This is a genomic window from Paralcaligenes ginsengisoli, assembly GCF_054781135.1.
Genome location: NZ_BAAGUZ010000045.1, coordinates 54,680 through 77,965, shown reverse-complemented (window position 1 = coordinate 77,965; position 23,286 = coordinate 54,680). Strand labels below are relative to the sequence as shown.

The 23,286-nt window shown below is 58.7% G+C and carries 20 protein-coding genes and 1 pseudogene; 2 read left to right on the top strand and 19 right to left on the bottom strand.

The window, feature by feature from the left end:
• Positions 1-639: 639 nt before the first annotated feature.
• Both ispF and ispD read right to left on the bottom strand, forming a co-directional pair.
• Complete coding sequence (ispF, locus tag ACYVIS_RS20115) at positions 640-1,125, bottom strand: 2-C-methyl-D-erythritol 2,4-cyclodiphosphate synthase (RefSeq protein ID WP_460874878.1); 486 nt, start codon at positions 1,123-1,125, stop codon at positions 640-642.
• A gap of 197 nt (positions 1,126-1,322) precedes the next feature.
• The gene (gene ispD, locus ACYVIS_RS20110; protein WP_460874877.1) at positions 1,323-2,027 is read right to left on the bottom strand and encodes a 2-C-methyl-D-erythritol 4-phosphate cytidylyltransferase; all 705 of its coding nucleotides are present in this window, start codon (positions 2,025-2,027) and stop codon (positions 1,323-1,325) included.
• 27 nt (positions 2,028-2,054) lie between these two features.
• On the opposite strand from ispD, the gene mfd reads away from it, so the two are divergent.
• On the top strand, positions 2,055-5,513 hold the full coding sequence (gene mfd, locus ACYVIS_RS20105; protein ID WP_460874876.1) for a transcription-repair coupling factor: 3,459 nt from the start codon (positions 2,055-2,057) through the stop codon (positions 5,511-5,513).
• A 42-nt stretch (positions 5,514-5,555) separates the two neighbouring features.
• Positions 5,556-6,401 (top strand): phosphoserine phosphatase SerB, encoded by an 846-nt coding sequence (gene serB, locus ACYVIS_RS20100; RefSeq protein WP_460874875.1) that lies wholly within the window; start codon positions 5,556-5,558, stop codon positions 6,399-6,401.
• An 89-nt stretch (positions 6,402-6,490) separates the two neighbouring features.
• Here the strand turns inward: serB and ACYVIS_RS20095 are convergent, their stop codons facing one another.
• The 17 genes and pseudogenes from ACYVIS_RS20095 to ACYVIS_RS20015 all read right to left on the bottom strand — a co-directional run bounded on the left by ACYVIS_RS20095 (position 6,491) and on the right by ACYVIS_RS20015 (position 23,283).
• Positions 6,491-6,745: a DUF2818 family protein gene (locus tag ACYVIS_RS20095; protein ID WP_460874879.1), complete on the bottom strand. Its 255-nt coding sequence runs from the start codon at positions 6,743-6,745 to the stop codon at positions 6,491-6,493.
• 168 nt (positions 6,746-6,913) lie between these two features.
• A pseudogene (locus ACYVIS_RS20090) lies at positions 6,914-7,027 on the bottom strand (DUF2818 family protein); the annotation flags it as partial.
• Between the two features lie 63 nt (positions 7,028-7,090).
• Positions 7,091-8,581 carry an NADH-quinone oxidoreductase subunit NuoN gene (nuoN, locus tag ACYVIS_RS20085; protein WP_460874874.1) on the bottom strand — a complete coding sequence of 497 codons (1,491 nt, stop codon included), beginning with the start codon at positions 8,579-8,581 and terminating at the stop codon, positions 7,091-7,093.
• A 12-nt stretch (positions 8,582-8,593) separates the two neighbouring features.
• On the bottom strand, positions 8,594-10,081 hold the full coding sequence (locus ACYVIS_RS20080) for an NADH-quinone oxidoreductase subunit M (RefSeq protein WP_232744446.1): 1,488 nt from the start codon (positions 10,079-10,081) through the stop codon (positions 8,594-8,596).
• Between the two features lie 11 nt (positions 10,082-10,092).
• Positions 10,093-12,114, bottom strand: a complete 2,022-nt coding sequence (nuoL, locus tag ACYVIS_RS20075) for an NADH-quinone oxidoreductase subunit L (RefSeq protein ID WP_232744447.1) — start codon at positions 12,112-12,114, stop codon at positions 10,093-10,095.
• Positions 12,115-12,130: 16 nt separating this feature from the next.
• Positions 12,131-12,439 (bottom strand): NADH-quinone oxidoreductase subunit NuoK, encoded by a 309-nt coding sequence (nuoK, locus tag ACYVIS_RS20070; RefSeq protein ID WP_232744448.1) that lies wholly within the window; start codon positions 12,437-12,439, stop codon positions 12,131-12,133.
• Entirely contained in the window at positions 12,436-13,077 is a 642-nt protein-coding gene (locus ACYVIS_RS20065; RefSeq protein WP_232744449.1) for an NADH-quinone oxidoreductase subunit J, read from the bottom strand. The genes nuoK and ACYVIS_RS20065 overlap by 4 nt, the downstream gene beginning before the upstream one ends.
• Before the next feature lie 18 nt (positions 13,078-13,095).
• Complete coding sequence (nuoI, locus tag ACYVIS_RS20060) at positions 13,096-13,584, bottom strand: NADH-quinone oxidoreductase subunit NuoI (RefSeq protein WP_232744450.1); 489 nt, start codon at positions 13,582-13,584, stop codon at positions 13,096-13,098.
• An 18-nt stretch (positions 13,585-13,602) separates the two neighbouring features.
• A complete protein-coding gene (gene nuoH, locus ACYVIS_RS20055) occupies positions 13,603-14,676 on the bottom strand; it encodes an NADH-quinone oxidoreductase subunit NuoH (RefSeq protein WP_232744451.1) in 1,074 nt (357 codons plus the stop codon).
• Entirely contained in the window at positions 14,677-17,004 is a 2,328-nt protein-coding gene (nuoG, locus tag ACYVIS_RS20050) for an NADH-quinone oxidoreductase subunit NuoG (RefSeq protein WP_232744452.1), read from the bottom strand.
• 15 nt (positions 17,005-17,019) lie between these two features.
• The gene (gene nuoF / locus ACYVIS_RS20045) at positions 17,020-18,387 is read right to left on the bottom strand and encodes an NADH-quinone oxidoreductase subunit NuoF (protein WP_232744453.1); all 1,368 of its coding nucleotides are present in this window, start codon (positions 18,385-18,387) and stop codon (positions 17,020-17,022) included.
• Positions 18,384-18,878 (bottom strand): NADH-quinone oxidoreductase subunit NuoE, encoded by a 495-nt coding sequence (nuoE, locus tag ACYVIS_RS20040; protein WP_232744454.1) that lies wholly within the window; start codon positions 18,876-18,878, stop codon positions 18,384-18,386. Before nuoE ends, nuoF begins: the two co-directional genes overlap by 4 nt.
• Before the next feature lie 124 nt (positions 18,879-19,002).
• On the bottom strand, positions 19,003-20,259 hold the full coding sequence (locus ACYVIS_RS20035) for an NADH-quinone oxidoreductase subunit D (protein WP_232744455.1): 1,257 nt from the start codon (positions 20,257-20,259) through the stop codon (positions 19,003-19,005).
• A gap of 3 nt (positions 20,260-20,262) precedes the next feature.
• Positions 20,263-20,874: an NADH-quinone oxidoreductase subunit C gene (locus ACYVIS_RS20030; RefSeq protein ID WP_232744456.1), complete on the bottom strand. Its 612-nt coding sequence runs from the start codon at positions 20,872-20,874 to the stop codon at positions 20,263-20,265.
• Positions 20,875-20,922: 48 nt separating this feature from the next.
• Complete coding sequence (locus ACYVIS_RS20025; RefSeq protein WP_132584364.1) at positions 20,923-21,399, bottom strand: NuoB/complex I 20 kDa subunit family protein; 477 nt, start codon at positions 21,397-21,399, stop codon at positions 20,923-20,925.
• A gap of 68 nt (positions 21,400-21,467) precedes the next feature.
• Positions 21,468-21,827: an NADH-quinone oxidoreductase subunit A gene (locus ACYVIS_RS20020; protein WP_232744457.1), complete on the bottom strand. Its 360-nt coding sequence runs from the start codon at positions 21,825-21,827 to the stop codon at positions 21,468-21,470.
• A gap of 316 nt (positions 21,828-22,143) precedes the next feature.
• A complete protein-coding gene (locus ACYVIS_RS20015) occupies positions 22,144-23,283 on the bottom strand; it encodes a porin (RefSeq protein WP_460874873.1) in 1,140 nt (379 codons plus the stop codon).
• Between the last annotated feature and the right edge of the window lie 3 nt (positions 23,284-23,286).

Below are 23,286 nucleotides of genomic sequence, written 5' to 3'. Positions count from 1 at the left end.
CCGAAAGCCCCCGCCTTCCCTTCGTCAGCACCCGGCGCTGGACTACCGCCGGACTACACAGCACCGCCCACCCTGCGGCTTGCGTTGAGGCAATGCACCGAGGTATACATTGGGGAAGCCCCGTTTAGCCAATCACAGGCTACGTTGAAGCGTCGGGCGCATAGTAAATCCAGGGTTTGGTACATCGTGGTGTAGTGGCCACGTAAAGAAACATAAGTGCAGGCACGTTAACGGTTCTAGGGGTGCAGGCCCATTAACGGTAGGTGCAAGCAAGTTCATTCCAGGCATGCCATTACGCGAGCCGTCTATCGGGGCTTGGGGTCAGGACCGGCGTAAGGCGTGCGCCGGATTTAGCTCGTCAAGGCGGGGGAAGTCGTCGGGCGCTGTCTGAACGGAGCCTCGCGCAGTTTGCGAGGCGCAGTGAGTTCGCCCGACGCCCGCCTTGCCGAGCTAAATCCGGATGAAGCACGCCGTGCCGGGCCTGACCCCAAGCCCCGATAGACGGCGTCTTTAAATACCAATACCCCATCCATCGAATGCCATAAACAACGCAAACCAAAAATGCGCTAATGAATTGCCCAAGCGCACGGCCAAAAGGGCCGCACCGCTATTGACGCATCGCTCCGCAGGCCAGCAGCCTCAAGTCTGCGCCAGCAAAACCACCACTGTTGCCGCTATTCCCTCCTGGCGTCCCAGATGCCCCAGGCCTTCGTTGGTCTTGGCCTTGATATTGATCACTTGCGGCGAGGCCTGCAAGTCGGCCGCAATATTGGCTGCCATAGCCGCCACATGCGGACCCATCTTGGGCGCCTGGGCATGAATGGTGGCATCGATATTGACCACATCCCAGCCCGCCTCCCGCACCTTGGCCATCGCCGCCCGCAGCAGAGCACGGCTGTCGGCCCCTTTGTAGGCCGGATCCGTGTCGGGGAAATGACGCCCGATATCTCCCAGCCCGGCGGCGCCCAGCAAGGCGTCGGTCAGCGCATGCAGCAACACGTCGGCATCGGAATGACCCAGCAAGCCATGCGTATGCGGAATCGTCACCCCGCCGATAATCAGGTGGCGATCAGGCACCAGGGCATGGACATCGAACCCCTGGCCTACTCGGAACGGAACATTCATCAATTACTCTCCAGCGCGCTCGGCGCAGATACCTCATTGGGTATGTCGCTATCTAATCTGTCATCGCTTCGATTCACCGCTTCAATTGACCGCTGCGCAGGGACTCCTCTTGCTGGAGCCCGCCATTAAAGTGCGGCTCAAACGGACGGCCACGAGAGCCCTCCTACGGCCGAACCGAAAGGCATACAGCCCCGCCTTCACAGCCATTTTTCCATCAATTCAAAATCCTCGGGCCAGGTTACCTTGAAATTGCGCACCGAACCTGGCACCAGGCACGGCTTATAGCCCATGCGCTCCAGCGCCGAGGCTTCGTCGGTGATGGTCTCGCCCGCGGCGTCTGCGGCGAGCAGGGCCTCGCGCAGGCCAGCCGCCTGAAACATTTGCGGCGTCTGGGCCAACCACAAAGCCTCGCGCGACAAAGTGGCCTCGACCACCCTGCCGCCCTGCTTGACCGTATCGGCAACAGGCTGCGCCAAAAGCCCCCCCATGCCTTGCGACAGACAGCTATCGATCAGGCGGGCCAGCGCCCCGGGGGGCAAGCCGGGGCGCGCCGCATCGTGCACCAGCACCCAATCCTCATCATCCAGCCCCGCATCAAGCAAAGCCGCTGTAACCGTTGCCGCGCGACTCGGGCCGCCGCACGGCCGCCAGACCGTACGCTCCAGGCCCGACAAAGCTTGCGCCACCCATGTATCATGAGGCGCCACAGCCACCCGGACTTGCTCGATGCGCGGATCCGCCAGCAGGGCCTTGACCGCCCAGCGCAGCATGGGCTCGCCTTTCAGCAAGCGATACTGCTTGGGTAGCTCTCGGGCGGCAAGCGTCGGCTCGGCCGAAGATGCCGTGGCCGCCCGCATCCCAACTCCGGCGGCAGGCACAATCGCAATAATTTTTTTTGTCATGAAAGAGATTTTATAATCGAAAGCCTAATGGCGACTCATACTACCCCTACTCCCCGGCTTTCCTCCACCCAAACACTGCTCACGGCCTTGAAGCCGGGGCTGCGGCATGCCCATCCGACACCGCCGGGATCCGGCGACGCCTGGCTGCTGGCCGACCTCGCCCGCGCCTCCCGCCAAACCCTGGTGATCCTGTGCGCAAACCCTCTGGCAGCCCAGCGCCTGGCGGAAGAAACTCTGCTCTTTGCTCCAGAGCTGCGAATCCGCCAGTTACCCGACTGGGAGACACTGCCCTACGACAGCTTTTCACCGCACCAGGACTTGATTTCCGAGCGCCTGCATACCCTGCATGCCCTGATGCAGGAAACTGTCGATATTCTGACGGTACCGGTCACCACCGCGCTTTACCGCCTGCCTCCGCCGGCCTTCCTGGCCGCGTATACCTTCTCGTTCAAACAGGGCGACCGCTTGAACGAAGAGGGCCTGCGCCGCCAACTGACGCTGGCCAACTATACCCACGTCACCCAGGTCACGGCGCCAGGCGAGTTCTGCATACGCGGCGGCCTGATCGACCTGTTCCCCATGGGATCGGTGCTGCCGTATCGCATCGACCTGTTCGACGACCAGATCGAATCCATACGCAGCTTCGACATCGATACGCAGCGCAGCGTCTATCCGGTCAAGGAAGTGCAGCTTCTTCCGGGGCGTGAATTTCCTATGGATGAAACGGCACGGAACAACTTCCGCGCCCGGTTTCGCGAAGTGTTCGAAGGCGACCCTTCACGTGCCACGCCTTATAAAGATATAGGCAATGGCATTCCTTTCGCGGGCGTCGAGTATTACCTGCCTTTGTTTTTCGACGAAACGGCAACCCTGTTCGATTATCTGTCGGCGAATACGCTCACGGTCACGCTGGGCGATATCGATGAGGCAATACGACGCTTTCACCAGGATACGCATAGCCGCTATCAGTTCCTGAAAAGCGATCGTGAACGGCCGGTACTCGCGCCCAAGGAACTTTTCCTGGACGGCGAAGGGCTGTACATGCGGCTCAAGTCCTTTGCGCGCCTGGCCCTGGTAGCCGATTCGGCACATCCCGATTTCACCGCGGCTCCCAATGTGGCGGTCGCACGGCGAGCCGACGATCCGCTTGCCCGCCTGCGCGCGCTGCTGGCCCAGAACCAGGGCCGCGTCGCGTTGTGCGCCGACTCGGCCGGCCGCCGCGAAACTTTGCTGCAAATGCTGGCGGAATTCGGCATCGCGCCGGAAACCCAGCCCGAATCGCTGCAGGATTTCTTGCAATCCACAAGCCGCTTTGGGCTGACGGTGGCGCCTCTGAGCACCGGTTTTGGCCTGGTTGCCGAATCCATCACGCTACTGACCGAGAACGACCTTTATCCCAGCCAGGCGCACGGCACGCGGCGCGGACGGCGGGCGCAGGAGCGCAGCAGCAACGTCGAAGCCATGGTGCGCGATCTGTCGGAATTGCGCGAAGGCAATCCCGTGGTTCACGCGCAGCATGGCATCGGCCGGTATCATGGCCTGGTGAACATGGATCTGGGCGAAGGCGAAATGGAGTTCCTGCATCTCCAGTATGCCAACGGCAGCACCTTGTATGTTCCCGTGGCCCAGCTCCACGTTATTTCCCGATACAGCGGCGCCGATCCCGACCATGCCCCTTTGCACCAGTTGGGCTCGGGCCAATGGGACAAGGCGCGCCGCAAGGCCGCAAAGCAGGTACGCGACGCGGCCGCCGAGCTGCTTGCGCTATATGCGCTGCGTGCCGCGCGGGAAGGCTACGCGTTCACAATGCCTGCCCATGACTATCAGGCGTTTGTCGAGGGCTTCGGTTTCGAAGAAACTCCCGACCAGGCCGCGGCCATCGAAGCGGTCATCGGAGACATGACTTCAGGCCGTCCCATGGACCGCCTGGTATGCGGCGACGTGGGCTTCGGCAAAACCGAAGTGGCGCTGCGAGCCGCGTTCCTGGCCGTGCTCAACGGCAAGCAGGTCGCTATCTTGTGCCCCACGACACTGCTGGCCGAACAGCACGCTCAAACCTTTGCCGACCGGTTCGCGGACTGGCCCGTCAAACTGGCCGAGCTGTCGCGTTTCCGTTCGCCCAAAGAAGTCGGCGCCACGATTGAAGGATTGAATACCGGCCATGTCGATATCGTCATCGGCACCCACAAGATTCTTTCCAAAGACATTAAATTCAAGCGCCTTGGACTGGTGATCATCGACGAGGAACATCGTTTCGGTGTGCGTCAAAAAGAAGCGCTCAAGGCCTTGCGCGCCGAAGTCGATGTGCTGACCCTCACCGCCACCCCCATACCCCGCACCCTGGGCATGTCGCTGGAAGGCATTCGCGATTTTTCGGTCATCGCCACCGCGCCGCAAAAGCGCCTGGCCATCAAGACTTTTGTCCGTCGCGAAGACGGCAGCACCATACGCGAAGCCCTGCTGCGCGAGCTCAAGCGCGGAGGCCAGGTCTATTTCCTGCACAACGAGGTCGAAACCATTCACAACCGGCGCGCCAAGCTCGAAGAGCTGGTGCCCGAGGCGCGTATCGCAGTGGCTCACGGCCAGATGCCGGAGCGCGAACTCGAAGATGTGATGAAGGGGTTCTATCAGCAGCGCTTCAATGTCCTGCTCTGCACCACGATTATCGAAACCGGTATCGATGTGCCCACCGCCAACACCATCGTGATCCATCGCGCCGACCGCCTCGGACTGGCGCAACTGCATCAGCTGCGCGGCCGCGTAGGCCGTTCGCACCATCAGGCGTATGCCTACCTGCTCACTCCCGGCGAAGATGCCATGACCAGCGGCGCCAAGAAACGCCTCGAAGCCATACAGGCCATGGAAGAGCTCGGTTCGGGCTTCTACCTGGCCATGCACGATCTTGAAATACGCGGCACGGGTGAGGTACTGGGAGAATCCCAATCCGGCAATATTCATGAAATCGGCTTTTCCATGTATTCGGAAATGCTCAATACCGCCGTGCGCGCCCTCAAAGCGGGCGAAGAGCCGGACCTGGAATCTCCGTTTGCCGTGTCATGCGAAGTCAATCTGCATGCCTCCGCCCTGCTGCCGGCCGACTATTGCCCGGACGTGCATGCCCGCCTGGGCCTGTACAAGAAGCTCGCGCACGCAAGCCACGACGACGAGCTGATCACCATCCAGGAAGAACTGATAGACCGCTACGGCAAGCTGCCCGAAGCCGCGCAAACCTTGCTGGCCACTCACCGCCTGCGCCTGAATGCGGAACCGCTCGGCGTCATAAAAATCGATGCCAGCGAAACACAGGCGCTGATCCAGTTCTCGGCCAAACCTAATGTCGACCCTCTGCGCATTATCGAACTCGTCCAAAAACAAAGGCAAGTAAAATTGGCCGGACAGGACAAGCTCAGGATCGAAATCAAGGAAGACCAGCAAATCTCCGCCCGCATCGACGCAGTGCGCAACGTCCTTCGAGCCCTGGCATGACATTGCGCAAAAGCAGCCCCTACCACCACATCACCTGATCTCATGACGCATCTGATACTACAAGCACCGAACCTCAACGCTGCCGACACCGAAAAAATCGCCGCCATCGCGCAGGCAGGCGGGCTTCAGAATATCGACAACACGGCAGTACGCCTGCTGGACGTCGATCCAGGCGAACAAGCCGAGGTCGCGCAATGCTGCGCCACGCTGGGAATTGACTATGCCTATATCGACCGTCCGGCACGACTGAGCGATTGCAAGGTGCTGGCCACCGATATGGACTCCACCCTGATCAATATCGAATGCATCGACGAGATTGCCGATATGGTGGGCCGCAAGGCCGAGGTGGCCGCCATTACCGAAGCGGCCATGCGCGGTGAAATCAGCGATTTTTCGGAAAGCCTCAGGCGCAGGGTCGGCCTGCTTGCCGGCGTGCCCGCAGCCGCCCTGGAGCGCGTCTACACCGAACGGCTGCGCTTGAACGCGGGAGCCGAAAAGCTGATCGCATCAGCCAAGGCAGCCGGTTTGAAAACCATGTTGGTATCGGGCGGCTTCACCTTTTTTACCGAGCGCCTGCAACAGCGACTGGGCCTGGATGCCACCCATGCGAATGTACTGGAAATCGAAAATGGCGCGCTCACCGGCAAAGTGCTCGGAGACATCGTCGACGCCCAGGCCAAAGCCGATCATTTGCGGGCGCTGGCGCAAGACACCGGAGCAAGCGCCGGCCAGATCATAGCGCTCGGCGATGGCGCCAACGACCTGAAAATGCTGGCCCTGGCACACTATTCGGTCGCATACCGCGCCAAGCCGGTAGTTCGCCAGCAAACCAATTTCGCTCTCAACTTCAGCGGCCTGGATGCCGTGTTGAACTGGTTCAATGCATAAACCATAAGTGTGTTGTGACCGGCCGGCGTGGTCAGTAAGGCCCCGCGAACTGAATGACGCCGGGAGGCACCTCTTGCGGGTACCCGCCCTTACGATTTCTTGCGGCGATGCAGCAGATAGCGGTAGACAAAACCCGGATAACCCAGCACCAGGAACAGGCTGAGCGTCACCACATAGAACTCCCAGGTCTGTTGAAATGCGTTGCCTATGTTTGCCTCGAAGGCAAAACCCAGCGTGCCTACCAGGGCGTAGAAAACCAGCACTTCGATAAGACGCACGAAAAAGGACTTATTGAGTTCATGCCCTTTATTGCGCCAGCCCGAATACGCCAGCAACAAGGCCACCACCGCAAACACCCCAATTACTTTCAGCAGGAACAGCGCAGCCGAGGCCACGTCGGAGCCGCTGACAAAGGTCCGGCCAATCAGCGCCAGGGCGGCGTAACCCAGCGCCACCAACAGCAAAAAGAAAACCAGGGATTCGATCCAGCGCAGCCAGGCCGGGCGCTTGTGTTCGCCAATCTGCACCCAGGGCAGTACGAGAAAAGACCGCTCCACCACAAAGGGCAGATTGGCCGTCACGAGTGCAAGCGCTATTAATATCCAAACGGCCGACGACTGATCCATGCCCTTCCTTGAAACCTCTGCTCATGGACGGGCACAAGGCCCACCCCTACTGAAATGAAACATTCAAAACTTCAATGAACTTTCAACCACCTTGATGCATAAGGCCATCAAGCCACCAGGCAGGATACCGAACAGCAATAGCAGCAAACCGTTCAGAGACATCAAACCTCGAGGGATCACGCCATTGCCGCTCTGGATCTCGACGGCATCGCTATCGGGTTCGTCGAAATAAGCCACCTTGACGACACGCAAGTAGAAAAATGCGCCAATCAGGGAAAACATGACGGCCACGACGGCAATCGCCACATGGTTGGCACCGATCAGCACTTGCAGCACGCTGAGTTTCGCATAGAATCCGGCAAAAGGCGGAATCCCCGCCAGGGAAAACATCGATGCCAGCAAGGCACCGGCCAACACGGGACTGCGCCGGTTCAAGCCTTTGAGATCAGCGATTTCAGCGCATTCGAAGCCCTTGCCGCTTAACAGCACAATAAGGCCGAAGGTGATCGACGTTGAAAAGACATAAATGAGCAGATAAAACAGCGAGGCGCCATAGGCCGTCTCAATGACCTGCGAGTGGCCAGGCACGACCCCCGACAGCAAACCCAGGAACACATAGCCCATGTGTGAAATCATGGAATAGGCCAGCATGCGCTTGAAGTTCGTTTGGGCAATGGCCACGATATTGCCGACCCCCAGAGACAGCACAGCCAGGATCAGCAACATCGGCTGCCAGTCGAGCGCAATGCCATGCAGGCCCTGGATAAGAAAGCGCAGCATTACGGCAAATGCCGCCAGGTAGGGAGTGGTTCCCAGAACAAGAGTGACCGCGGTGGGCGAGCCATCGTAGACATCGGGCACCCACATATGAAACGGCACCACCCCCATCTTGAAGGCAAAGGCCGCAACAATGAATACCACCCCGAAAACCAGGGGCAGGCGCTGGGCTTTGCCGCTGCTGATGACTTGCGCGACTTGCTCCAGGTCGAGGTGCCCCGTTGCTCCGTATATCATCGATATGCCGTAGAGCAAAATGCCCGATGCCAATGCGCCCAGCACAAAATACTTCATGGCGGCTTCAATGGCAGCGGTATTGTCGCGGCGCAGGGCAATCAAGGCATACAGGGCAAAGGACATCAGTTCGATGCCCAGATAAATCGTGAGCATGCTCCCGGCCGAAATCATGACCATCTGCCCGAGCAGGGTCAGCAGGCTCAGGCAATAGAACTCGCCGCCGCTGCGCAGTACATCATTCTGTTCGGCATAATCGCGGCCATATATGAGCACCGCCGCCACCGCAAGGTACGACGCTATTTTAAGAAGATGAGATAAGGAATCGGCCACATACAAGCCGTGGAACGCGTGGCCCGAAACGCCCTCGTGCCATTGCCACAATGAAACCGCCGTCATGACGATCAGGGAGCCGATGGTCAGCAGAAAGGTCAGGTGACGCTCTTTCGACTTGTTGAAGGCATCGAACATCAATACCACTGCCGCCAGCACCAGTAGCAGAATCTCGGGAGTCGCCAAGGCTAATTGAAATGGATTTTGCATAGTGATCTAGGCCTACAGTTTCGAAATGGAGACGTGTTGCAACAAGGCCTGAACCGACACGTGCATGACATCTGTGAATGGTTTGGGATAGATCCCCATAAACAATACCAATATCGCCATAATGCCCATTATGAAAAACTCGCGCTTGCTCAAGTCAGTCATGGCTTTGACACGCTCGTTTGCAATTCCTCCGAAAGCCACGCGCTTGAGCATCCACAAGGAGTAGGAAGCCCCCCAGATCAAGGCGGTAGCCGCCAGAAGCCCGATCCAGAAATTATGTTCGACCGCCCCCATGATGACCGTGAACTCGCCAACGAACCCGCTGGTGGCGGGCAAGCCGCAATTGGCCATGGAAAACAGCACAAAGAACGCCACGAAACGCGGCATGGTGTTGATGACACCGCCGTAATCGGCAATGCGGCGCGTGTGCATCCGATCGTACAGCACGCCTATGCACAGGAACATGGCGGCCGATACGAAGCCGTGCGAGATCATTTGCACAATCGCACCCTCGAGGCCGGCGGTATTGAATATAAAGAAACCCAGGGTGACGAAGCCCATGTGCGCGACCGACGAATAAGCAACCAGCTTTTTCATGTCGTCTTGCACTATGGCCACCAGGCCGATGTATATCACCGCAATGATGGACAAGGCAATCATCAGCCCCGCCAGGCTATGCGAAGCGTCGGGCGCGATCGGCAGGGAAAACCGCATGAACCCGTAGGCACCCAGCTTCAGCATGATGGCCGCCAGCACGACCGAACCGCCCGTTGGCGCTTCAACGTGCGCGTCGGGCAGCCAGGTATGCACCGGCCACATCGGTATCTTGACGGCGAACGACGCCAGCAGGGCAATGAATACGAGGATCTGCGGCGTATAACCCAGCTTGGTCTGCTGCCAGGTGAGGATATCGAACGAACCGCCCGATGCATGCCACAAATACAGGAACGCGATCAGTGTCAGCAAGGAACCCAGCAAGGTGTACAAAAAGAACTTGAAGGCGGCGTACACGCGGTTCGGACCGCCCCACGCCCCGATGATGATGTACATCGGTATCAGCGTGGCTTCAAAGAACACGTAGAACAGCATGCCGTCGAGCGCCGCGAATACACCGACCATGAATCCCGACAGAATCAGGAAGGCGGCCATATATTGCGCCACACGCTGAGTCACCGATTCCCAACCCGCCAGCACCACGATCACCGTGATGAACGAAGTCAGCAAAACGAACCACAAGGAAATGCCGTCTACGCCCAAGTGGTAATTGATGGCGAAAGTCGCGATCCAGGGAACGTTCTCGACGAACTGCATATCGGCGGTTGCCGAATTGAACCCGGTATAAAGCGGCAGCGTAACCAGAAAGCCCAGCACCGCCCCCGCCAGCGCAAGCTTGCGCGTGAACTGAGGCCGGTCGTCGCTGCCCAGCAGCAATACAAACAAGCCCGCCACAATCGGTACGAAAATTGAAAGCGTCAGCCAAGGAATAGTAGAAGATGCCATATCGCCAGCCATCAGTGAACCGTCAGCACGAAAAAGGTTATAAGAGCCATGATGCCGATGATCATCGCAAAGGCGTAGTGATAAATGAACCCGGACTGGACCAGGCGGCCGATCGCCGCGGTCCAGCCCACTACACGGGCACTACCGTTGATAAAGCCGTCGATCATCGCGCGATCGCCGCCCTGCCAGAGGCCGCGCCCCAGGCAGCGGGCGCCGCGCGCCACGATCTGTTCGTTGAACCAGTCCGCATAATATTTGTTATTGAGCACAGTATTGAGCCCGGCCAGTTTGCTCTGGATGGCTGCCGGCACCTTGAGATTGACCAGATAGCAGTACCACGCCACGACCAGACCCGCGATCATCAGCCAGAATGCGGTCGATGTGAAGCCGTGCAAGGCATAAGCCACCCAGCCGTGCCAATGTTCGGCCAGATCGGCCATCGCCGGATGTTGCGGCAAGACCGCGATCGCGTTCTTGAAGTAGCCGCCGAATAACAAGGGGTCGATGAACAGCGCCCCCGCAACGATCGATGGGATGGCCAGCAAAATCAAAGGCAAGGTAACGACCCAGGGCGACTCGTGCGGTATTCCGCCGTGATGCCCGTCGTGCCCGTCGGAGTCTCCATGCCCGTCCGCATGCGCCTCGTGCCCATGGCCGCTGGTATCGAAGCGTTCCTTGCCGTGAAAAACCACGAAGTACACACGGAACGAATACAAGGACGTCACGAAGACGCCGATCAGTGTGGCGTAATAGGCAAAGCCCGCTCCCCAGACGTTCGCCGCGCCGGCGGCTTCAATGATGTGTTCTTTGGAATAGAACCCGGCGAAGAACGGCGTACCCACCAGCGCCAGGGTGCCCAGCAGAAAGGTAATCGCGGTAACCGGCATGTATTTGCGCAGGCCGCCCATATTGCGGATGTCCTGATCGTGATGCATGCCGATAATGACCGAACCTGCCGCCAGGAACAGCAGCGCCTTGAAAAAAGCGTGCGTCATCAGGTGGAAGATGGCGACCGAATACGCCGAGGCGCCCAGCGCCACGGTCATATAGCCCAGCTGCGACAGAGTCGAATAGGCAATGACGCGCTTGATGTCCGTTTGAACAATGCCCAATATGCCCATGAACAAGGCGCCAATCGCACCAATGATGATCATGAACGACAGGGCCGTTGAAGAATGCTCGAAAACCGGCGAAAAACGGGCCACCATGAAGATGCCCGCCGTGACCATGGTGGCGGCGTGGATCAAAGCCGAGATCGGCGTGGGGCCTTCCATGGAATCGGGCAGCCAGGTATGCAAAGGCACTTGCGCCGATTTGCCCATGGCGCCGACGAACAATGAAATACACGCCACGGTAAGCAATTGCCAATCCGTCCCGGGAAAGGCGACGCCGGCCAGCTTGTCGGCCTGGCCGAAAATATCGCCGTAGTGCATGCTGCCCGTATAGGCAAACAGCAAGCCTATGCCCAATATAAAACCGAAGTCGCCCACGCGGTTGACCAGGAACGCCTTCAGGCTGGCGAAAATGGCGGTTGGCCGGGTATACCAGAAGCCGATCAGCAAATAAGACACCAGGCCTACCGCCTCCCAGCCAAAGAACAGCTGCAGCATGTTATTGGACATGACCAGCATCAGCATGGAGAAGGTAAACAGCGATATATACGAAAAGAAACGCTGGTAACCGGGATCGTCCGCCATATAGCCGATGGTATAGATGTGCACCATCAGCGATACGAAGGTCACCACCGTCATCATCAGTGCCGACAAGGGGTCGATCAGGAAGCCGATGTTCAGCTGGGCGTGGCCGATAACGCTCCAGGTGTAGATAGTCCCGTCGAACGTGTGGCCGGCCAGCACCTGGAACAGCACGACCACCGAACCTATGAAGGAAATGGCAACGCCGACGATCGTGATGTAGTGGGAGGCCGCGCGGCCTACCTGACGCCCCAGAAAATTGGTGCCGAACAAGCCGGCCAGCAAGGCGCCAACGAGCGGCGCCAGGGCGATAACAAGATATAGAGTAGGTGAATTCATATTCTATGCAGTCCCATCAACCCTTGAGATGATCGAGTTCTTCGACATTGATCGTATTCAGATTGCGGAACAGCAACACCAGAATAGCCAGGCCGATGGCCGCTTCGGCGGCCGCCACGGTCAGGATGAAAAAGACAAACACCTGACCTGCGGGATCCCCGAACCAACTGGAAAATGCCACGAAATTGATGTTTACCGCCAAGAGCATGAGCTCGATCGACATCAGCAAGATGATCAGATTGCGGCGGTTCAGAAAAAAACCGAAGATGCCGATCGCAAACAAAATTGCGCCCAGTATCAGGTAATGAGCCAGAGTAATTGTCATTTTGATTTCCCCTGTTCGTCGGCGCCAGCCTGCGGCTGCTCACCAGGTTCGACCTGCGCCGGCATGCTGACCATGCGGAAACGATCCTGGGCGCGCACGCGCACCTGATCGCCCGGCCTGTTGTACTTGACATCGCGGCGTTCGCGCATGGTCAGCGCAATGGCGGCGATCATGCCCACCAGCAGAATCACGGCGCCGATCTCGACGGCGTATACATAATTGGTGTACATCACCACGCCCAGGGCATGCGTATTGTTGTAATCGGCCGCCGCCGGCGCCGCGGCGCCCGCGCCGAACCATGAACGGCCCAGCACGAAAGCCATTTCGAGCACCATGACCAGGCCGATGACCAGGCCCACCGGCAGATAGGTTTTGATCCCTTCGCGCAAGGCGGCCATGCGTATATCGAGCATCATCACCACAAACAGGAACAGCACCATCACGGCGCCGACATAAACCAGCACCAGCAGCAAGGCCAGGAACTCTGCGCCGAGGAGAATCCAGAGCATCGACGCGGTAAAGAACACCAGGATCAGGTGCAGCACCGCCGTAACAGGGCTGGTAGCCGTGATGACGCGAAAGGCCGCAATCACCAGCACCAGGGACAATAAGTAAAACAGGACAGAAGTAAAAATCATGGAGCGGGGTCCCGACGTTCAACGATAAGGGGCGTCTTCGGCACGGCGACGCGCGATTTCGGACTCGTAGCGGTCGCCAACCGCCAGCAGCATATCTTTGGTGAAATACAGGTCGCCCCGTTTTTCGCCGTGATATTCGTGTATATGGGTTTCGACGATGGAATCCACCGGGCAGCTTTCTTCGCAGAAACCGCAGAAAATACACTTGGCAAGATCGATATCGTAGCGCGTGGTGCGCCGCGACCCGTCATCGCGCTCTTCGGACTCGATCGTAATGGCCAGGGCCGGACAAACCGCCTCGCACAGCTTGCACGCAATACAGCGCTCTTCTCCGTTGGGGTAGCGGCGCAAAGCGTGCAGGCCGCGGAAGCGCGGCGACGCCGGCGTTTTTTCCTGCGGGTAGCGCAAGGTGATCTTGCGCTTGAACAAGTACTTGCCCGTCAAGCGCATCCCTTTGAGCATTTCCGACAGCATCAGGCTGCCGAAAAAATCCTTAATTGCTTCCATATCAAGCCTCCGGCAGCATTAATGCCAAATATTCCAGGGCGTCTGCATCCAGATCGCCACAATCAGCAGCCACACGCCGGTCAGAGGTATGAATACCTTCCAGCCCAGGCGCATGATCTGATCGTAGCGGTAGCGGGGAAACGTCGCACGAAACCAAATGAATTGCGAAACCACAAAAAACGTTTTAAGGCCCAGCCACAGCCAGCCCGGCACCCAGGTAAAGGGCGCGACTTCTATGGGTGGCGTCCAGCCGCCCAGAAACATGATGGATGCCAGGCATGACAACAGAATCATGTTGGCGTATTCGCCCAGGAAGAACAGGGCAAAACCCATGCCCGAATATTCAACCATGTGGCCGGCCACGATTTCCGATTCGCCCTCGACCACGTCGAAGGGATGGCGGTTGGTTTCAGCCACCGCGGAAACCACGTAAATCACGAACAGCGGCAACAGGGGCAGCCAGTTCCAGGACAGGAAGTTGAGGCCTTTATCGGCGAACCAGCCGTGTGTCTGCCCAACCACGATGCCGCTGACATTGAGCGTACCCGACACCAGCAGCACGGTGATCATGACAAAACCAATCGCCAATTCGTAAGACACCATCTGTGCGGCAGCGCGCATGGCGCCCAGCAGCGCGTATTTGGAATTGGACGCCCAGCCGGCCACAATCACGCCATACACCCCGACCGAGGTAATCGCCATGACATACAGCAAACCGGCATTGACATTGGACAGGACCAGATCGGGGCCGAAGGGAATCACCGCCCAGGCGGCCAGCGCCGGCATAAGAGTGACCACAGGGGCCAGCACATACAGCACCTTGTTGGCCTTGCTCGGAACAATGAGCTCTTTGGTGAGCAGCTTGAACACGTCGGCAAAGGGCTGCAGCAAACCCTTGTAGCCCACGCGCGTGGGCCCCAGGCGTACGTGCATGGCGCCGATCAGCTTGCGCTCCCAGTAGGTCAGATAGGCCACGCACAAAATAATGGGTACGGCGATCACGATAATCTTGACCAGTGTCCAGACCACCAGCCAGGCAGTCGGCCCGATCAGGCCGGTTCCGTAGCTTTCAACAATCTGTAGCCATTCCATTTATGCACGCTCCACGGAAAGTTGGCCGAAGGCGCTGCCCAGGGCTGTCGTCTCGGCAAACGCCGCCGCCACTCGCACCGCCCCTTCGGCGACCGCATCATCGAGCAGCGCCGGCAAGGTGATTTCACCTTGCGCGGAACGGATGCGCACCGCATCGCCCGATTGCACGCCCAGGCTTGCCAGGGTGCTCGAGCTCATGCGGGCGGAGGGTGCCTGCGAAGCGGCCGTAGCCTGCAAGGGCCCGGAGCGGCGCACCATGGCGTCGCTGCGGTAAATGGGCACATCGGCCAGACGCTCCAGGCCGGGAAGCTTGGCACCCAGGCCGACTTCGCCGCGAACCTCGTTGCCCAGGCGACTGTCCACACCGCCCACCATGACGGTATCGCGCACTGTTTCGGAGGTCTCGTCGTCGAAGCCCGGCAACTGGAACACATTGCCCAAAACCCGCAAAACCTTCCAACCCGGCCGCGTATCGGCGTAGGGAGCGGTCGCCCCCTTGAAGCTCTGCACGCGCCCTTCGGCATTGACGAAGCTGCCCGAGGTTTCGGTAAAAGGTGAAATCGGCAGCATGATATGAGCCCATTCCTGGGCCGTCGAACGGTATGAAGTAAGCGCCACGGCAAACTCCGCCGCCTTCAGAACCTCGACCGCGCGAGCGCCGTTGTCGGCATCGAATTCCGGCTCGGCATGCACTACCAGGTAAGCCTTGAGCGGCTGCGTGAGCATCTGCGTCGCGCTCAGGCCGCCAGGCCCGGGGGTGGCGCCCGCCAGATAACCGCCCACCGTATTGCCGCCGGGAATCAGGAAACCGAACTTGCCCTTGACCGCCCGGGCCAAGGCCGCCGTATTCGCCGCAATCAAGGTGGCCCGGTCGGAGGCGACCGCGAGATTGCCCACCAGCACCGCCACTTTCTGGCCCGATGCCAGGCTGGCAGCGATGCTGCGCGCGGCCTCGGACGGCTGGACTGAGTCGAGCTCGGTCGCAATGGCCTGGCCGGTGGCCTGCGCCGCGGCGACCAGCACCTCGGCCACGGCGTTCGCGATCAGGCTGGGCGCGACAGTCAGGCGCGCGGTCACGGGGAACAGGGGATCGTCGGCGGCGCCATCGATAAAGGAAATCTGCGTGCCGTGCTTGGCGGCCTGGCGCAGGCGCTGAGCGATGAGGGGATGGTCCTTGCGCAGGAACGAGCCCACGACCAGGACCCGGTCGAGCTGGCCAATTTCGGCGATGGGCATGCCCAGCCACGGTACGCCGGTCAGGGCATGATCGAGGTCGGGATCGATATTGCGTAAACGGAAATCGACGTTCTCCGAGCCCAGGGCGCGAGTCAGGCGCGCCAGCAAGGCAAGTTCTTCAGTCGTGGCGTATTGGGAACCCAATGCGCCGATCTGGCTCGCGCCGTGCTGATCGCGCACCTGGCCAAGCCCCTTGACGGCCGCCTGCAAGGCATCGCTCCAGGATGCTTCACGCCACTGGCCATCGGCACCCTTGATCATGGGATGTTTCAGACGATCTTCGGTATACAGGCCTTCATAGGCCCAGCGGTCGCGATCGCTGATCCAGCATTCGTTGATTTCTTCGTTTTCAAAAGGCACGACACGCATGACGCGATCGCCCTTGACCTGCACGACCAGGTTCGCACCCAGGCTATCGTGCGGGCTGACCGAACGGCGGCGCGCCAATTCCCAGGTACGCGCGGTATAGCGGAACGGCTTGGAGGTCAGCGCGCCCACCGGACAGATGTCGATCATATTGCCCGACAACTCGGACTCGACCGCACGGCCCACGAAAGACGTGATCTCGGAGTGCTCGCCGCGATTGACCATGCCCAGTTCCATGACTCCGCCGATTTCCTGGCCGAAGCGCACACAGCGGGTGCAGTGTATGCAGCGCTGCATTTCCTCGGCCGATACCAGAGGCCCCATTTCCTTGTGGAAGACTACCCGCTTCTCTTCTTTGTAGCGCGAAGCCGAGGAACCATAGCCCACGGCCAGATCCTGCAACTGGCACTCGCCGCCCTGATCGCAGACGGGGCAATCCAGGGGATGGTTGATCAGGAGGAATTCCATGACGCTTTTTTGCGCCGCCACGGCTTTGTCGGAGGCGGTATGCACCACCATGCCGTTGGTGACGGGCGTGGCGCAGGCCGGCATGGCCTTGGGCGCTTTCTCGACTTCGACCAGGCACATGCGGCAATTGGCCGCAATCGAAAGCTTTTTGTGATAACAGAAATGCGGCACGTACAAGCCGAGTTTATTGGCGGCATGCATGACCATGCTGCCCTCGGGGACTTCAACCTTGTTGCCGTCGATGGTGAGTTCAACCATTAGCGTGTCCTGACCCTACAAATATTTAGGCACCACACAGCTTTTATGCTCGATGTGGTGTGCGAACTCGTCGCGAAAGTGCTTGATAAAGCTGCGTACCGGCATGGCTGCCGCATCACCCAGCGCGCAAATGGTACGCCCCATGATGTTCAGGGCCACCGAGTCGAGAACCTCGAGGTCTTCGGGCCGGCCCTGCCCATGCTCGATCCGGTTGACCATGCGATAAAGCCACCCCGTACCCTCGCGGCATGGGGTGCATTGACCGCAGCTTTCTTCGAAATAAAAATACGACAAGCGCAGCAGCGACTTGACCATGCAGCGAGTGTCGTCCATGACGATGACCGCCCCCGAACCGAGCATGGAGCCGGCCTTGGAGATCGAGTCGTAATCCATGGTGGTGTCCATCATGATGCTCGCCGGCAGTACCGGCGCGCTCGAACCGCCTGGAATCACGGCTTTCAGGGCACGGCCGCCGCGCATGCCGCCGGCCAGCTCGAGCAGCGTCGAAAACGGCGTGCCCAGGGGAATTTCATAATTGCCCGGACGCTCGACATCGCCGGTGATGGAAAACAGCTTGGTGCCGCCATTGTTGGGCAGGCCGATTTCAAGGTATTCCTGGGCGCTGTTGCGAATGATCCAGGGTACCGCGGCAAAGGTCTCGGTATTGTTGATGGTGGTGGGCTTGCCATACAGGCCGAAACTGGCCGGAAATGGCGGCTTGAAGCGCGGCTGGCCTTTCTTGCCTTCGAGCGATTCCAGCAAGGCCGTTTCTTCACCACAGATATAAGCCCCATAGCCATGAAAGGCATGCAGCTGGAAATTGAAATCGGAACCAAGGATCTTGTCGCCCAGGAAGCCCGCCGCGCGCGCCTCGGCCAGCGCCTCTTCGAAGCGGTCGTAGACCTCGAAGATTTCGCCGTGAATGTAGTTGTAGCCAACGCTGATGCCCATCGCATACGCCCCAATCGCCATGCCTTCGATGACGATATGCGGATTGAAACGCAGGATGTCGCGATCCTTGAATGTGCCGGGCTCGCCCTCGTCGGAGTTGCAGACCAGGTACTTCTGGCCGGGGAAGGTACGCGGCATGAAGCTCCATTTCAGGCCGGTCGGAAAACCCGCGCCGCCGCGGCCGCGCAAACCCGACGCCTTGACTTCGGCGATGACATCCTCGGGCTTCATGCCGGTGGTCAGGATCTTGCGCAAGGCCTCGTAGCCGCCGCGCTTGACGTAGTCGTCGAGCCGCCAATTGCTGCCGTCGAGGCCGGCCACGATTTGCGGCTTGATATGGCGATCGTGGAAAAGCATGCTGCGCGACAAGTCGTTGCCCGGGTCAGCCACCAGGCCCTGGGAGAATTTCTGCAATAGCTCCGGCGCACTCATGCCGATTCTCCGTGCTGTGTAAGTTCTTGAATCATGGCATCGATCTTGTCTTGCGACATGCGCACACACATATGCTTGTTGTTGACCAGCAGCACCGGCGAATCGCCGCAAGCGCCCATGCACTCGCCTTCCACCAGGGTGAACAGGCCATCGGCCGAGGTTTCCTGGAAATCGATGCCCAGCTTCTGCTTCAGATAATCGGCGGTCTTGACGCCGTCGCGCAAGGCACAGGGCAGATTGGTGCACACCGACAGCTTGAAGCGCCCCGCCGGCTTGGTATTGAACATATTGTAGAAGGTGGCGACTTCCTGCACCGCGATGGGGGCTACACCCAGATAGCTCGCCACATCTTCAATCACCTCGGTCGACACCCAGTCTTTTTCGTCCTGTGCAATGGTGAGCGCCGCCATGATGGCGGATTGCTTTTGGTCGCCGGGGTACTTGGTCAGTTCCCTATCGATTTTCTGGTAGGCTTGTTCGGAAAGAAGCATAGTTTGAATCCGGTTGTTCCTTGGCAAAACGACTTTTAGCAGCATACTGCTAAATAGTTAACGATCAGGCTGCTAACGACTTACTGCTAAACAGTTAACGATCAGGCTGTTAACGATCGAGCGGCTAGCGGTCGATTTCGCCAAACACAATATCTTGAGTCCCAATAATGGTTACGGCATCGGCAATCATGTGGCCGCGCGCCATTTCGTCGAGAGATTCCAGGTGCGCAAAACCCGGCGCACGTATTTTCAGGCGATAAGGCTTGTTGGCGCCATCGGAAATCAGATAAATCCCGAACTCGCCCTTGGGATGCTCCACGGCCGAGTAGGCTTCGCCTTCGGGCACATGGAAGCCTTCGGTGAAGAGCTTGAAATGGTGGATGAGGTCTTCCATGCCGGTTTTCATGCGCTCGCGCGATGGCGGCGCCACCTTGTGGTTGTCGACAATGACCGGGCCGGGATTGTTGCGCAGCCATTCAACACACTGGCGGATAATGCGATTGCTTTCACGCATTTCGGCGATGCGCACCAGATAGCGGTCGTAGCAGTCGCCATTGACGCCGACGGCAATATCGAAATCGAGCCTGTCGTAGACTTCGTAGGGCTGCATTTTGCGCAAATCCCAGACCACACCCGAGCCGCGCAGCATGGGGCCGGTAAAGCCCAAGGCCTTGGCGCGTTCGGGGCTTACCACGCCGATGCCGACCAGGCGCTGCTTCCAGATGCGGTTATCGGTCAGCAGCGTTTCGTATTCGTCGACGCAGGCGGGGAAACGATTGGTGAAATCTTCGATGAAATCGAGCAGCGAGCCCGAACGGGCCTCGTTCATGGCGCGGACTTCTTTTTCGCCGCGGTACTTGCTGCTCTGCCCGTAATTCGGCATGGAGTCCGGCAAATCGCGGTACACACCGCCCGGACGATAATAGGCCGCATGCATGCGGGCGCCCGAGGCGGCCTCGTAGCAATCCATCAGGTCTTCGCGCTCGCGGAACGCATATAGGAAAACCGCCATGGCGCCGACGTCGAGCGCATGCGAACCCAGCGACATTAAATGATTGAGCAGGCGCGTAATCTCGTCGAACATGACGCGTATGTATTGCGCGCGCAATGGCACTTGTATGCCCATGAGCTTTTCGATCGCCATGACATACGCGTGCTCGTTGCACATCATGGACACGTAATCGAGGCGGTCCATGTACGGCAAGGCCTGCAAATAGGTTTTATGCTCGGCCAGCTTTTCGGTGGCCCGATGCAGCAAGCCTATGTGCGGATCGGCGCGTTCAATGACTTCGCCGTCCAGCTCGAGCACCAGGCGCAGCACGCCATGCGCCGCGGGGTGCTGCGGCCCGAAGTTAAGGGTGTAGTTTTTTATTTCAGCCATGTCTTAACGCCCTATTCCGTAACCTTCCTCGCGCACCACCCGCGGCGTGATTTCACGCGGCTCGATGGTGACGGGCTGATACACCACGCGCTGCTGTTCAGGGTCGTAGCGCATTTCAACCGTGCCGGACAGGGGGAAATCCTTGCGGAAAGGATGCCCGATAAAGCCGTAATCGGTCAGGATGCGGCGCAAATCAGGGTGCCCTTCGAACACAATACCGTACAAATCAAACGCTTCGCGCTCGTACCAGTTGAGACAGGGCCAAACCTCGACCAGCGAATCCAGCAGGGGAAATTCGTCGTTCGGCACCCAGGTGCGCACCCGCAGGCGCCAGTTGTGCTCAATGGACAGCAGGTGGATGGTGACGGCGAAGCGCTGCGGATGCCGGCCGGGATCGACAGCAAAAGTGGGTGCCCCCCATGCGGAATAATCGACCCCGCACAGGTCCATGCAGGTTTCGAAATGCAGCGCGGGTGCGTCACGCAAAGTCTTGCACGTGTCTACCCACTGATCGGCGGCGACTTCGAGCGTAAGCTCGTTCAAGGCGCCTTTAAGCGCAATGCCGTCGCCAAACTGGGCCAGCAAATGTGTTTTTAGCGTATCAAGCCGAGTCATAGTTACTTACTAGCTTATGAACGTGAATAAGAGGCTCGCCGAAGCAGCCTAGCGAGCAATCGTATTGGTCAGGCGGATTTTGTTCTGCATTTGCAGCAAGCCATAGACCAGCGCCTCGGCCGTGGGGGGACAGCCCGGCACGTAGACATCGACCGGAACGATACGGTCGCAGCCCCGCACCACCGAATACGAATAATGGTAATAGCCGCCGCCATTGGCGCACGAGCCCATGGACAGAACCCAGCGCGGCTCGGGCATTTGATCGTAGACCTTGCGCAGGGCCGGTGCCATTTTATTGCACAAGGTTCCCGCCACGATCATCAGGTCGGACTGGCGCGGGCTGGGACGAAAAATAATGCCGAACTGGTCCAGGTCGTAGCGCGCCGCGCCGGCGTGCATCATTTCGACCGCGCAACAGGCCAAGCCGAAGGTCATGGGCCATAAGGACCCTGTTTTGGCCCAGTTCAGGAATTTATCTGCGCTGGTGGTGATGAAACCTTCTTTGAGAATGCCGTCGATAGCCATGATTGTTGCCTAATTACTCGTAATCGGTGTGAGGTGCGGCACGCGGCGCCGCCGTCGAACGAAAGACCTTATTCCCAATCGAGGGCGCCTCGTTTCCACTCGTAGATGAAGCCCACCGTCAACACCGCAAGAAACACAATAACGGTCCAGAAACCCACCATGCCTACCGCACCGGAGGCGATCGCCCAGGGAAACAGGAACGCGATTTCCAGATCGAACAAAATGAATAAAATGGCCACCAGGTAATACCGCACATCGAACTTCATGCGCGAATCGCCAAATGCATCGAAACCGCACTCGTAGGGCGAGAGCTTTTGCGCGTCGGGGCGGTGCGGCCCAAGCAGGCGGCCGCCCGATAACAGCGCCATGCCCACCAAGGTTGCAAAGATAATAAACAGCAGTACAGGAAAATACTCTTGCAGATTCATGCAAAGCATCCAATGGCAATATGTAAACTTATAGATTGTAGCATTTTGAGTGTGTCATTCGGCTGAACAAACACGGCTTTGAAACAAATGCGGACATCGATGTTATTTTTTTGCCGCAGCGTCAAAAACGCACCCGCCCTGGCCCGATTGCCGCTACCGCCGCCACACAGGCGGGATCAGTTTTCGATAAAAACAGTACCCAGCAAAAAGCCACCCCGAAGGGTGGCTTTCATGCATGAACCGAAGCCCATGCCAGTTCTGTTGGCAGCCCGATGAGCTGGGCTGCCTCGGTGCATAGACAAGCTATGCCGGCCGATTAGAACTGGTGACGGATACCGACACCAAGAACGGTCGATTTCAGGTCGTCTGCAAATGCAACGTGCCTGGAGTACGAACCGATTGCATACAGGTTGGTGCGCTTGGACAGATTGTAGGTGTAACCCAAGCTGTATGTTTGCATTTTGCTCAGGCTGGTACCGTTCGCCGAGTCGGGAGCGTTGCGAGGATCAGCCATTTGCCAGGATGCCAACACGCGGCCGTTACCAACGGGAGCGCTCAAGCCAACCAAGTACGAATTAACTTTCAGGCCTTGTGCGGCGCCGAGAGTCGGGGTGGCGATGTTGCTGTCGTAGGTTGTGCCTTGGAACCAGCCGTTACGCGTTTGACCGAAAGCCAGGCTAGCCTTGACGATTTCAAAGTCGTAGCTGGCGCCCAAGTTCCACTCGGAAACATTCACGCTGCTGCCGCCGTTGGCGGCAACATTGCTGCCTACGTGCATGTTGTCATACGTAAGGGCAACGCCGATGGGGCCGTTGGCATAACGCAGACCAGTGGTCACGACACGTTTGTTGCTGTCGTTAGGATTAAGACCACCGGCACCAGTGGTGGTGTTCCAGTTTTGAGCACCGTCAGCATTGAACGAATAGCCTACGCCGAACTGGAAGCCAGAGAAGTTCGGGGTTTGGTACAAGACCATGTTGTCCAGACGCAGGGTGTTGGCCGAGCTGAACGACGTACCGACGTTGGCTTGACCGAAACCGTTGTTGAACGGATCAACAATACCAGCCAAGTACTTGGAGGCGATATTGGTTTGACGACCGAAATCCAATTGACCCCAGCTGTCGCCGGCCAGACCGATAGTAGCTTGACGACCGAACAAACGGCCACCTTGAGCGCTCTTACCAGTCGAGCTGTCGAAACCGCTTTCCAATTGGAACACAGCGCGCAGGCCGTCACCCAGGTCTTCGGAACCTTTCAGGCCCCAACGGCTGCCGGACTGAACGCCGTTGATCACGCCGAATTTGCTGGATTTGTAGTCAGCGCCGTCAACAGTGCCTTTGACTTGGTTGTAGCCGATACCTGTGTCGATGATCCCGTAAAGGGTAACCGACGTTTCTGCTTGAGCAACGCCAGCAAAGCCAGCGATTAGAGCAGCAGCGAGCAGAGTCTTTTTCATTTA